The organism is Isoptericola sp. NPDC055881, from assembly GCF_053615895.1.
The window spans coordinates 1-11,546 of the sequence record NZ_JBSHCR010000029.1; the positions used below are offsets into that span (position 1 = coordinate 1).

13 protein-coding genes are annotated in these 11,546 nt (G+C 70.4%); 9 read left to right on the forward strand and 4 right to left on the reverse strand.

What is annotated here, in order from left to right; genetic code table 11:
- The first annotated feature begins 577 nt into the window (after positions 1-577).
- From ACWGKI_RS10675 to ACWGKI_RS10715, 9 genes are all read left to right on the forward strand, one after another.
- Positions 578-889, forward strand: a complete 312-nt coding sequence (locus ACWGKI_RS10675) for a hypothetical protein (protein WP_452186815.1) — start codon at positions 578-580, stop codon at positions 887-889.
- Between the two features lie 36 nt (positions 890-925).
- Positions 926-1,333 (forward strand): DUF6573 family protein, encoded by a 408-nt coding sequence (locus tag ACWGKI_RS10680; protein WP_452186817.1) that lies wholly within the window; start codon positions 926-928, stop codon positions 1,331-1,333.
- 186 nt (positions 1,334-1,519) lie between these two features.
- Positions 1,520-1,861, forward strand: coding sequence for a hypothetical protein (locus tag ACWGKI_RS10685; RefSeq protein ID WP_430558061.1), 342 nt, complete (start codon positions 1,520-1,522; stop codon positions 1,859-1,861).
- An 88-nt stretch (positions 1,862-1,949) separates the two neighbouring features.
- Positions 1,950-2,885, forward strand: a complete 936-nt coding sequence (locus ACWGKI_RS10690) for a DUF3560 domain-containing protein (protein ID WP_452186820.1) — start codon at positions 1,950-1,952, stop codon at positions 2,883-2,885.
- A 206-nt stretch (positions 2,886-3,091) separates the two neighbouring features.
- A complete protein-coding gene (locus tag ACWGKI_RS10695; protein ID WP_452186822.1) occupies positions 3,092-3,856 on the forward strand; it encodes a hypothetical protein in 765 nt (254 codons plus the stop codon).
- Complete coding sequence (locus ACWGKI_RS10700; RefSeq protein WP_452186824.1) at positions 3,853-4,644, forward strand: hypothetical protein; 792 nt, start codon at positions 3,853-3,855, stop codon at positions 4,642-4,644. Before ACWGKI_RS10695 ends, ACWGKI_RS10700 begins: the two co-directional genes overlap by 4 nt.
- 356 nt (positions 4,645-5,000) lie before the next feature.
- A complete protein-coding gene (locus tag ACWGKI_RS10705; RefSeq protein WP_452186826.1) occupies positions 5,001-6,029 on the forward strand; it encodes a helix-turn-helix domain-containing protein in 1,029 nt (342 codons plus the stop codon).
- Between the two features lie 287 nt (positions 6,030-6,316).
- Positions 6,317-6,571, forward strand: a complete 255-nt coding sequence (locus ACWGKI_RS10710) for a glutaredoxin domain-containing protein (protein WP_452186828.1) — start codon at positions 6,317-6,319, stop codon at positions 6,569-6,571.
- Between the two features lie 25 nt (positions 6,572-6,596).
- Entirely contained in the window at positions 6,597-7,526 is a 930-nt protein-coding gene (locus ACWGKI_RS10715; RefSeq protein WP_452186830.1) for a hypothetical protein, read from the forward strand.
- Positions 7,527-7,662: 136 nt separating this feature from the next.
- Here ACWGKI_RS10715 and ACWGKI_RS10720 read toward each other — a convergent pair whose 3' ends face one another.
- The 4 genes from ACWGKI_RS10720 to ACWGKI_RS10735 all read right to left on the reverse strand — a co-directional run.
- Positions 7,663-7,812 carry a hypothetical protein gene (locus ACWGKI_RS10720; RefSeq protein ID WP_452186831.1) on the reverse strand — a complete coding sequence of 50 codons (150 nt, stop codon included), beginning with the start codon at positions 7,810-7,812 and terminating at the stop codon, positions 7,663-7,665.
- A gap of 31 nt (positions 7,813-7,843) precedes the next feature.
- The gene (locus ACWGKI_RS10725) at positions 7,844-9,331 is read right to left on the reverse strand and encodes a hypothetical protein (RefSeq protein WP_452186833.1); all 1,488 of its coding nucleotides are present in this window, start codon (positions 9,329-9,331) and stop codon (positions 7,844-7,846) included.
- Complete coding sequence (locus tag ACWGKI_RS10730; RefSeq protein ID WP_452186835.1) at positions 9,328-10,080, reverse strand: hypothetical protein; 753 nt, start codon at positions 10,078-10,080, stop codon at positions 9,328-9,330. The genes ACWGKI_RS10725 and ACWGKI_RS10730 overlap by 4 nt, the downstream gene beginning before the upstream one ends.
- Positions 10,081-10,816: 736 nt before the next feature.
- The coding region (locus ACWGKI_RS10735; RefSeq protein WP_452186837.1) for a hypothetical protein at positions 10,817-11,546 on the reverse strand (730 nt) is incomplete at its 5' end.

An 11,546-nucleotide genomic window follows, 5' to 3' on the forward strand; every position in this document is an offset into this window, starting at 1 on the left:
TCTCTCCCGTGCTGGGGGCGCTCCTTTTTTTTTAAATCCACCCCCCCCACCCGCCCTGGTGCTCTCGTTGGGCCCGGGCCCCCCCCTGGGCGGCCCCCCCCCGCCAGCCGGGGGCATGCCGCCCCCGGGACCCCCGCCACCGCTGCAGCTCGAGCGAACCGGCGACCGAGCCACAGCGTGAACCACCGGTTGTGCAGTGAGGTCCGACGTGCGTCGGATCGGTGGCCCGCACAGGACCAGGCCGGGTGAGCCGGCGGCGGGGGAGCGGCGCGAACCGATGCCGACCTTCGGCCGGCGCCGAACGGCGGCCGCTGCGCGGCCCAGTTGCATCAACAAGCGGCGTCGTTCCTGACGCTCCATCATCCCCCGCCCGGCCCTACGCACAAGCGGCTGCGCCGCCGTCTCCTCCGGAACTTCTCGGACGCGTCGCTGCGCTCCTTATTTCGCCCGAGAACTTCCTCCCCCGTCGCCCCTTCGGGGTTGCCGCTTCGGGCCGGGCGGGTGCTGCTCCGCTTATCAGGAACGACGCCCCACAGCGACCGTGCGCCAAGCGGTCCCCGTCCGAGAGGAACCCACCATGACCGGTCAGGCCCCCACCCAGAACCCCGCCGACGCGGCCCTGCTGGCCGCCCTCGACGCCGCCGTCAACTCCGGCGAGTTCCGGGTCTTCAACCCCCAGACCACCACCCCCGACGACCTCGACGCCCCGGAGGACGACAGCGCCCACCAGAAGGCGCTCATCCAGGCCCTCGCCCACGTGCGCGCGGCGCGGCGCATCCTCCAGCGGTCGGGCATGCGTGACGCGGACGTGATGGCGGCCCGCGGCACCCTCCGCACGGCCAAGGACCAGCTCTGGAGCGCGCACCGAACCCTCAACCCCAACCACTGACTACCCCGACCCGGACCTACGAAGGAGCCACCCACCATGAGCCACGACCTCACCGACCTGTTCGGTCCCGCGATCCACACCTACACACGCGCCCAGGCCATCGAGGACGGAGCGCTGCGCGAGGTCCCCGCCGATCTCTCCCGCGAAGCCGGCTTCCGCTACCCGGTCGCGCTGACCTCCGCCGCCTGGTCCGACGCCGTCGCCTGGAACGAGGCGAACGCCGGGCTCCAGGACGAGACCGGGCGGCTGTGGGACGTGCTCACGATGGCCCGCCACACGCTCGCCAAGACGCCGCCGTGGGAGGACCGCGCGCTGTTCGACGTGCTGCGCGTGCCCAACACGCCCCGCGCCCACAGCCCGCGCCTGACGACGCTGCGCGTCCACTTCGGCCCCGGCGACAATGCCGAGTCCGTCTTGACCATCCTCATGCCCGACGAGGACTAGCCCGGCCCGGGTGGCCCAAGGTCGGGCCACCCTCGGGCCAGCGGCCCGAGTACGCGAAGAAATCCAAGGCACGAAACTCAGGCTTGAGTATACAAAGTACGTTCGACGATGTATATTAAAGATGTTGGCAGGGCAAGCAACGGCCGGAGACCACCGGCCACCCGACGCCAGCAAAAGGAGGGCCAAATGGCTCGCACCATCAGCACCACGACCGTTCAGCACCAGACCCCCGACGCCGCCGGATTCGCGCTCGACGTCGCGGCCGCCGAGGCTCGCGCGCTCATGACGGGGGAGTCCGTGGCCCAGGTGCTCGACCGCATGGACGCGGCCGACCCCTACACGCTCACGGCGACCAACCCGATCCTGAGCGGCACGACCGAGGCCCTGTCTCTGGGCCGCAACCGCTCGCACCTGGTGATCGACCGTCGCGGCGTGCTGTGCCACGAGGTCGAGGTCCCCGCCGGGACCGTGGCGCACGAGCTCAGCGTCGTGCACACCGCCACCGGCCCGGCTCCGCTGGCCGCCTGACGTACCCCGGTGGGCCGGAGGGGAGACCCCCGGCCCACCGGCTGGACCAGGAAGAGCCACCAGCGGACCACCGGAAGGACCACCCGACATGCTGACCATCACCCACACCCACGAGGCCGGAACCCTCATCGACGGCACCTCCCGCGGCGACGGCACCGCGGACGTGCTCAAGGCCCAGTGCTGGCGCTGGAGCCGCAACCTCGGCGCCTGGTACATCCCGCGCTCGCGCGACCAGCACGCCAAGACCTGGCAGATCGACGCCACAGCGGCCGCGCTGCGCGCGGCCGGGCACGACGTCGAGGTGACCATCGACAACGCCGCCCGCCCGGCTGTCGACGTCGAGGCCGACAAGATCGCCCGCCAGGCCGACCGGGCAGGCGCCCTGGCCGCGAAGGCCGAGCGCCGCCGCGAGGACGAGACCGCCGCGTGGGCGCGCCACGAGCGCGACGTCGAGCGGCTCCCGCCCGACGGTGAGCCGGTCAAGATCGGCCACCACTCCGAGGGACGCCACCGCCGGGACATCTCCCGCGCGTGGAACTCCCTGGGCCGCAGCGTCGAGGCCGGCCGCGCCGCCGAGGAGGCCGAGCGCCGCGCGACCGAGGCCGCGGCGACCACCGCCGCCCGATACAACCCGGTCACCGTCGCCAACCGCATCGACAAGCTCGAGGCCGACCGGCGCAAGTACGAGCGCCGCCGCGACGGATACACCAGCGGGCACGGCGTCTACACCACCGAGCACCCGGCCGCGACCGGCGCGCGTCGCGAGCAGCTCGAGGAACTGATCGCCGAGACGGACGACGCGCTGACCTACTGGCGCGGCGTGCGCGCCGACCAGCAGGCCAACGGCACCGCCACCAACTACGGACCCCACAACGTCGCCAAGGGCGACGCCGTCCAGGTCCGCGGCACCTGGTACCGCGTGCTGCGCGCCAACCCCAAGAGCGTCACCGTCGAGGGCTACTTCGGCCCCGACCGCACGCCCTGGCAGGAGGTCGCCGACCACCGGCCCGCCAAGGCCGCCTGACCGCACCAGTAGCGACGCCGCGGCCGCCCACGGGGGCGGCCGCGGCACACCCACCCCGCGACACGACAGGAGCAGCCATGACCGCCGCCACGCACAGCCGGACACGTAGGCTCGGGCCACGAAACGCCGTGGGGGGCATGCCGCCCCCCACACCCCCCGCCTCTGGCGGGGCGTGCCGCCGCCTGCACCCTCGAGGTACCCAGCCCATGACGACCCGCCGGCTCGACGAGCTCCCCGCAGAGCACGCCGCACCCATCCTCGAGCTGCTCGAGCAGGTACGCGCGGCCGCTGCCGCGCCCGAAGGGGCCGAAGGCGCCTGGGCCGCCGCGGAGGCCGGCCAGGCCCGCATCCGCACCGGGCACAAGGCCGCCCGCCGCACCCTGTCCGCCGGCCAGTGCGCCGCACACGCGCTGCGGCTCACCGCGGCCCACGACCTGGCCCGCACGGTGGATCAGGCCGGCCCGGACCGCGAGGGAGCGTCCGAGCCGTGGACTGCGGCCCTGGCCCAGGCCGCCGGACCGATCGACTCATGGGACTGGGACGAGCGCATGCAGGGCGCGCTCGACCTGCGTCGCACGTTCAAGGACTTGCCCGAGCCGCTGCCCGCCACCGTGCGCCCCGTGCGGGCCATCGCCGCATGGCTCACCCACGCCGGCGGCGCCGGCCTCATCGCGCCCACCGCACGACTGGCCGCGCTCGTCCTCGACGAGGACCCGCCCGCGGAGATCCTGGCCGCGAGTTGGTACGCCACCCACGGCCCCCGGCTGCTCGCCGAGCTCACAAGTCAGGGCGGGCCGACCCGAGGAGCCGCCGACGCCGACGAGGCCCGACGCCGCGACGTCCTACGGACCGCCGTCCGCGGCGTTCACGCCGCGCGCATCATGAGCAAGACCGACCTCGCCGCGGCCGCCGGCATCACCCGTCGCACCCTCGACGCGTGGACGGCTCCCGCCCAGGGGCGTGCGGCGTGAAGCGCGGAACGACAGTGGCGCTCCTGGGTGGCGCTTCGGTCATCGGCGTCGTGGGCTTCGGCATCGGGTACGCCGCACACCCGGACACCGTTGGTCACGTCCTGCCCCGTGCCGCGGAGGAATGGTCGGCGGCCGGCACCTGGTTCGCAGTGCTCCTCGCTGTTATTGCTGCGGTCATTGCGTACGGGCAGGCGATCGAAGCGCGGCGCCTTCGCATCGAGCAGGCGCAGCCCTACGTGGTGGCCTACATCGAATTGGTGCGAGACGTTGTCATCGAGATCGTCATCAAGAACCTCGGAGCCACAGGCGCGCGGAACGTACGAATCTCTGTGGATCCGACGCTGCAACGTGTTGACGGCAAGGGCGGGGTCGACGACGTCTGGCTGCCCGACCGCCTCGAGTTCCTCGCCCCAGGCCAGGAATGGCGTACCTACTGGGATTTCGGACCTCAGCGGTACAACTCGGCCGCGCTGCGAGACCAGGATCGCCACGAGCTGACGCTGATCTACGACGGCGTCGACGGTGAACAGCCACCGGTCGTCATGCCGCTAGACCTGCGCCCCCTGAAGGGGCGCATCCACACTGACACCAAGACCGTGCACCACGCTGCTAAGCAGCTCGAGCAGATCGCCAAGACGCTCAAAGGTTGGTCCGGCAGGCGAGCTCTTGCGGTTCAGCACATGGATCGGCAAGGGGCCACCGGGATGTCGGCTCGCGAGTTGTATGCCCGTCTGGGCGGGGACGTAACAGTGGTCCCGGATCCCAAGACGGAGGGCGACGAGGCCTGACGTCGCCGGCGGGGTCACCGGGCCCCGCGCGGGCGGCCCGGACCGCGGCGCCGATCCTCGATCCCTTCCAGGCTCGACGCGGACCACACCGGCCCACCGTTGAGCTCCCCTACGGGGGCGGGGAGCCAATCCGCACCGCGAAGGCGCGCGTTGCGCAACGACGTACGGGCCAGCCCGAGGCGCTGAGCCAGGCGGGCCACGTCGTAGAGGTCGCCCGGGCCCGGGCCTGGGTCGACGCCCGCAACAGCCGGCGACGCGACGCCATCTGACCTGGTCATCCACCCACAATAACAGTGCGCATGCGCCCTAGTTCTGTTAAACTAGGCGCAGCCGCCCTAATTTTGGAGGTCTTCCCTGTGAACCAGACGGACTCCCCGGCGGGTCACCGTCGACTCCCGCTCGTCGCCGTCGTCGCGGCCGCCGCCATCGCGACCGCGCTGGCCTACCGCGGCATGGTCCTGTTCGGTCTCGAGGTCGCCGGCATGGTGCCCGCCGAGGCGTACATGCTCGCCGGGTTCCTTGAGGTCGCCCTGATCGCGGTCGCGCTCATGGCGCGCAGTGCGGCCCTCGACGGCCGCCCCTACGGTGTCCTGCTGACGCTCACATGGATCCTGTCGGGCACATCCGGAGTGTTCGCAGCGCTGCACGAGGTCGCCGTCATGAACGGCTCCACGCCCTACATGGTGGTGTTCCGGTTCGTGCCGCCCTTGGTCGCCGCGCTCATGTGGCACCTCGCGCTGGTGGGGGAGCGGCACCTGGTCACCGGGAACACCCTCGACGAGCGACGTCGAGAGCACCGCGTGCACCGCTTCATCGTCAGCGCCGAACGGTGGCGCGACGCCCGCCGCGACGACGCCGGCGGCCGCGCGGACGCCCGGCGCGTGCGCGCCGCGCACCGCCGCCAGCAGGCCGCACGCGATCGTGCGCTGAAGCTGCTCGCCGTCGAGGAGTTCGACGCCCGCACGCGCGCTTGGGTCGACCGGTTCGAGGCGGCCGCCCGGCACGGAGAACGGCTCGACGCTCTCGGCGCATCGGCGGCCGCGCGCCGCGGCATGCGCCGCGGCGGCCATGACGTCGACGCCGCGCCGACGTCGACCCTGGCGCGGGCGGCCGAGGAAGAGCTGCAAGCCGCGGCCGCGTCGCCGGCCCCGCCGCCGGTCGCAGCCGTCCAGAGTGTCGTTCCGGCTCCCGACGTCGCCGCCCAGCAGATCGCCCGCGACGAGCAGGCAACTGTCATCCTCGAGTTGCACCGTGAGGGGCTGTCCGAGCGGGCCATCGCCGATCGTGTCCCGTGGTCGCGATCGACCGTCAACCGCGTGCTGAAGAAGCACGGTGCCCGGTCCGACGCGCAGTCGCCGAGCTTGCTCGAGGCCGTACAGGCATGAACCCCGGGCGGGCACCCCTGCGGGGTGGCATGGATCGCGCGGGCTGCGCCCGCAGTGGGGCTCGTTCCTGCCGCTCCATCATGGCCGCCGCGCCCGGCGTGCAAGCGGGCCACGAACACCGCGTGGCCCACCGGCTCCGCCAGAACTTCCGCGGCCGCGTCGCTGCGCTCCTTACCTCGACCGAGAACTTCTTCCCCCGCCGCCCTGCGGGTTGACACGCCGGCCGCTCACGGCGGCCCTGGCTCCGCTATCAGGAACGATCCCACCGAGTGAGCGAGGAGGGCGTCATGCTCAGCGTCACCGTCTACAGCACCGGGCCGGCGTGCATGCGCTGCAAGATGACCAAGGACAAGCTCGAGGCCAAGGGCGTGCACGTCGACGTCGTCGAGCTGGCCGAGAACCCCGCCGCACGCGAGTACGTCACCGAGGAGCTCGGGTACTCCGAGGCCCCCGTGGTCGTCGTCGAGGACGGCACCGGGCAGGATCACTGGAGCGGCTTCCGACCCGACCAGATCAACCGCGTCGCGGCCGCGGCCGCGTGACCGACTGGCAGGGGAGGAGGAGACCATGACCACCGCAGAGCGCATCATCGCCGTGAACGCTGCCGCCTGGGACTACTGGCGCTGGCACGCCACCCAGCCGGGGGAGTGGGTCACCGGATACCTCGCCTCCCGCGGCCTGCGTGGCACGGTCGCCGGCCAGGCGCCCGCCGGCTGGGCACGGCTCGTGCCCACGCTGCGCCGCCGCGGCTTCACCGACACCGAGCTCCTGGACGCCGGCCTCGCGCTCGAGGCCAAGAACGGGGGAGTGGGTGACGCCTTCCGCGACCGCCTGGTCCTTCCCATCCGCGACACCAGCGACCGCATCATCGGGTTCTCCGCCCGGCGGAACCCCGCCACCGACGACGACCCCGAGGCACCGCCGAAGTACCTCAACACCACCAGCACCCCGGCCTACGACAAGTCCCGCGCCCTGTACGGGCTCGACGTAGACGCCGCGGCCCGGATCGCCCGGGGCGGCATCCCCGTGCTCGTCGAGGGTGCCCTCGACGCCGAAGCCGTGCGCCGCGCCGGCAACGACCTGGTCTCGCTCGCCCTGTGCGGAACTGCGATCACTGCCGGCCACCTGCAGCAGCTGCGCGACATCGACGCCGGCGCCGTTGGCCGGCTCATCAACGCGACCGTGCGGGCTGCCGTCCTCGAGCCCGGAACCGACCCCGCCGACCTCGTCGAAGCGGGCCACCGTGGCGCGTTGCGCTCTGCGCTCGTCGACGACTCGCGCCCGATCGTGCACGTCGCAATCGACCTCACGCTCAAGCACTACGAACTGACGACCGTCGAAGGGCGGGTGCAGGGGATGCGACACGTCGCCGCGGGGGTCAAGACCACCGGGCCAGCTGCCCTCGCCCAGGCCACCACCCATCTCGCACAGCGGTTGCCCGAGATCCCGCACGCTGAAATCGTCACCGAGGTCGTCGACGCGATCACTGAAGGCTGAGCCGGTTCCAGGACGGGGAGCGACCCACCGCAGAGCGCATCATCGCGGTGAACGCTGCCGCCGACCGCTTGGACAACTACAGCCCTCGCCGACGTCGGCGAGGGCTGTTGTTACGCGCAGTGGCCTGGCGATCGGCTCAGCGTCCCTTGCTGGCCGCCTTGCGGATGCGGGCGACGTTGCTGGTGTACGCAGCCCGGTCGCTCGCCTTGATCGTCGTGCGGCGGGAGTCGATCGTGGTGGCGCGACCGTAGACCGCGATCTTTCGCGGGGTCGGTGTGCTTGCCATGTCGGCCTCCATCTGGGTCGGTGTTGTGAGTCTAGACCTGTCGTCTGACTACGTCCCGGGCGCGCCGACGGCGCTGTACGGCTCCTACGAGCAGGCCCAGGACGGAGGCCCCCGAGGTGACGAGCGCCGCCCACCAGAAGAGATGAAGCCAGGGCTCTCGCAGGTCCCACGCCAATGAGGTCGCCGCGAGGGCCAACAGGGCCGCGCACATGCCGATGATGAATCGAACGGGGCCAAGCAGGACGGATGCGAGTTCGTGTTCCCGGACGCCGAGGAAGACCGTCAACGCTACTGCGGGGAGGGTGAGGAGGACGGCGCTGGGGTCACTCGCATGTTCGAGGGTCTTCATGGCGCCTGGCAGCGTCGCCGCGAGCAGGAAGAAGAGGAAGGTTGCGACGGAGGTGAGGGTGGCGACACCGGTCGTTCCACGGGGCGTCGTGGTCAGGTAGGCAAACCCCGCTTGCTCGGCTTCCTCGTCGTCCCAGGGGAAGTCGTAGGACCCGTGGACGTGCGCTACGGGCTCCAGTGACTCGTCTAGCACGCCGGTGATCAGCCGTGGCGGCCGCGGGAACGGCAGCACGAGAGCGTCGCACTCAATCTCAGCCGGCACATGGAGCTCGAGGTGGAAGGAACGAGCGTCGCCGGCGCCGAGCACGGGGAGCTCGAGCGGCGCGGGTCGGATGCCGAGGCTGGCCAAGATGATGTTGACCCGCCAAGACGCGTACTCAAGCATCCGGCCGACCGGCCCGGTGGGGAACTCATCGCCAGGGCGTTGCGCGGGGCGGATGCCGATGCGTGCTAGGGAGTCATCCAGCCTGATGACGACACGCCACAAGGCCTCGCCGCCGAGCCCGGGGACTGTGGGGTCGTCCGGCCGCAAGGTCGTCGTCCAGTACGAACTGAACTTGACGACCGTCCGGCGATCCGCGGTCGGACGCGGGGTGATGGCGAACAGCACGTATCCATGGAGAAGGTCCCTGATCAACGATGCCGTGCTGGTGCTGACCTCCTGCTGAGGCGGAATGACCTGTGCACCGTGGTGGCGGCCGTCGTAGAGCAACTCATCCAAGTTGGGGACAGTGCTCGACTGTGGGTCGTGGAGGACGACCTCGTTCAACGCCTTCTTGAGCCCCTCGCTCAGCGCGATGCCATCGATCTCTTCGAGGAGGTAGTAGAGAACCTGGACGGAGAGGGTTGCACTGTCGGCGAGTCCAAGGACACTCAACGGCCTCCCATCGCTGTCGACGATGTCGAAGTCACGCAGCGGGCCTTTGGTGAGCACGCCGAGCGGGACGACGATCTGGTCGCCAGTACCTGAGGTAGGCCACGTGAGGCGACCGTCGGCTGGCAGGGTGCAGTCGATCGACGTTCTCCGACGTCCGCGGTCGCCTGTGTTGAGGCGCAGGCTGTCGACCCGACGGTGCTTCCATTCCTGGGGCGCGAAGAGGAGGTCGGCGATGACGCTGGCTCGGTTGCGGTCTCCGCCGGTCCATGGCACTTCAAGCCGCGACCGCGTCATCGTGTCTCCCTCCCGCGTGGCGCAGGCTGCCCTCCGACGGGCTTGAGGACAGGCGCGTAGAGATCGTTGAGATCGTAGGTGTAGCGCCAGCGCACGCGGTGCGATGTCCCGCCGCCATCATCGACGGGTCGCCTGTCGCGGTCCAGGACTGCGGCGTTGTGGAGGTCCCGCAGCCCGCCTTTGCGAGTGGACTCACCGATGCCGTACTCGGTGGTGATGTAGGCGCCCGGAAAGGTCAGCCCTTGGATCGTCTGGGCTCGTTGGGCGGTGCGGAGCGCGATCAGGTACATGACCAGTCCGGGACCGGAGAGCGATTCGTCGGGGAACAGGGTGCGCCAGGCCTGCTCGGGGATCCGGCGGTAGGTGTCCCCGCCCTGCCCGTTCGGGATCGTGTAGGGCTCCCCGGAACCATCTTCGCGGAGCAGCTGCACCCGAGGGACGGCGCCCTCATGACCCTCCTTGGTCATCTTGACGAAGTTGCGCTCGGCGAGCTCGTGCCAGGAGCTCCGGATCACTCGACTGCCAGCCCCAACAGGGTCAGGGAGCCCCAGAAGCTCAGCCCAGAACCGCGCCGGCCGGTCGCTGGAGTGATCCCCACCAGCGGCTACCCACAACAGACTCAGGTAGAGCAGAACCCGTGTCTTGCCACCGCGGCCACCACCCGCTTTGCCACCACGAGAGCTCATCAGCCGAGCGAGGGGATGCTCGACCTCTCCGTCGACCTCATGGCGGAAGAACGCGTCACGCACCGGCGCCCCCAAGTGCCGACGGGGCCCCATCCCGACCGCGACCGAAGCAAAAACTTCTCGCTGTCGTACCGCGACGTTCCTCTTCGACATCCGCGCTCCCTCCAGTTGCTCAATTTTTAAGGGGTCGAGTAAGGTTGGAGATACATGGAGTACATACGAAGGTTACGCTAGCGCAGGGTAGCCGGGTGCGCTAGCCCGGATGTTCCGCGCGCGATGCGCTCAGGGGCGATACGATGGGCACATCCTGAGGGGCTTTCGGGGGATCGAGCGGGGGCCCTCACCAGGCTGGCTGGGCACCGACCCTCTTACGGTCGGGCCCCCGAGGTGCGGACGGGTGAGCGGAGGCCTTCTGGCAAGGCAGCCCGTGCGTCTCGGAGTCGCTCCCTGTGTGACAGGACGCAGATGGCCTGGTGCGGCGCCGCACCAGGCCATCACTGCGTTCGAGTCAGGTTTGCACAGAGCAGGTCAGGCCACAGGCGCGGTGGCGATGGACGCTCGCGCCGGTAAGTCGATCGGGCGACGAATCGCTCAAGCGAACAAGGGCAGCTCGCCGGCCGTCCTCGCCCAGGCCGCCGGTCACCTCGCCAAGCGACTTGCCAACAGCACCGATCACGACGTCGCGCTGAGCGAGACCATCAGCGCTTCCGCTGACTACTCCTGGACCCCTCGCTAGCTCGGGCCAGGGGAGGCGTCGGCCAGACATACGCCCTTGAGGGCAGCTCCACCGGGGCATGTTCTAGAGACGGTTCTGCCACCCCAGCAGGCTGGCAAGCATCATGAGCGCTAGCAACGAGTTCTCGCGGGTGAGTTGGCCACTCTCGGTCGCGTGAACTGTCGCGTGCCGGGAGAAGAACTCCGTTCGAGGTTCGTCACCCTTCGCGGGGAAGAACCTTTCGTGGGCGCACCACAAGGGGAGGTGCACGAGTCGGTAGGCGAGAGGGCTGGCGGCAAGTTCCGCGCCTGGTTCGTCGCCTCGTCCGTGCCCTAGTTGCTTTCGGACAAAGTGGGCGCCGTAGACGGTCGACAACAGGCTATCGAGTGTCGTCGCCGCCAAACTCTGAGCTGCCCGAACGTGGCCGTCGCGATGGGCATGGATAGCCTCGCGCACGAGGCCCACAAAGGCCCCGAGTTCCGGTGAGCGGGTGCAACGATCGAGCAGCGCATCGCAGTCGGCCAGGATCTCGGGCTCGTGGTCGATGAGCACGTCGAGGACGGAGCCGTCCGGCGCCGAGAGGATGAGCCGGCAAACCGAGGCTCGTGGTACGAGGTAGAGGGCAACTCCGAAAGTGCGGCCGACGGCGTCGACTCGATCAATGTCGAGGTCCTCACCAAGTAGACGCAGGTTCGGAGGGAGTCCATAGAGTCGGGCCGCCCGAGCCGCGGCCTCCGTGCCCAGGCTCGCGAACGCGTCGAGGTTCGCGAAGGCCTGGCTGGCGAAGGGCGCCGTGCCGAGCTTCGCGATCGCG

What these genes read in the sequence shown, in the direction of transcription:
- ACWGKI_RS10675 (WP_452186815.1), top strand. Translation starts at nt 578, where the DNA reads ATGACCGGTCAGGCCCCCACCCAGAACCCCGCCGACGCGGCCCTGCTG.
- ACWGKI_RS10680 (WP_452186817.1), top strand. Translation starts at nt 926, where the DNA reads ATGAGCCACGACCTCACCGACCTGTTCGGTCCCGCGATCCACACCTAC.
- ACWGKI_RS10685 (WP_430558061.1), top strand. Translation starts at nt 1,520, where the DNA reads ATGGCTCGCACCATCAGCACCACGACCGTTCAGCACCAGACCCCCGAC.
- ACWGKI_RS10690 (WP_452186820.1), top strand. Translation starts at nt 1,950, where the DNA reads ATGCTGACCATCACCCACACCCACGAGGCCGGAACCCTCATCGACGGC.
- ACWGKI_RS10695 (WP_452186822.1), top strand. Translation starts at nt 3,092, where the DNA reads ATGACGACCCGCCGGCTCGACGAGCTCCCCGCAGAGCACGCCGCACCC.
- ACWGKI_RS10710 (WP_452186828.1), top strand. Translation starts at nt 6,317, where the DNA reads ATGCTCAGCGTCACCGTCTACAGCACCGGGCCGGCGTGCATGCGCTGC.
- ACWGKI_RS10715 (WP_452186830.1), top strand. Translation starts at nt 6,597, where the DNA reads ATGACCACCGCAGAGCGCATCATCGCCGTGAACGCTGCCGCCTGGGAC.
- ACWGKI_RS10720 (WP_452186831.1), bottom strand. Translation starts at nt 7,812, where the DNA reads ATGGCAAGCACACCGACCCCGCGAAAGATCGCGGTCTACGGTCGCGCC.
- ACWGKI_RS10725 (WP_452186833.1), bottom strand. Translation starts at nt 9,331, where the DNA reads ATGACGCGGTCGCGGCTTGAAGTGCCATGGACCGGCGGAGACCGCAAC.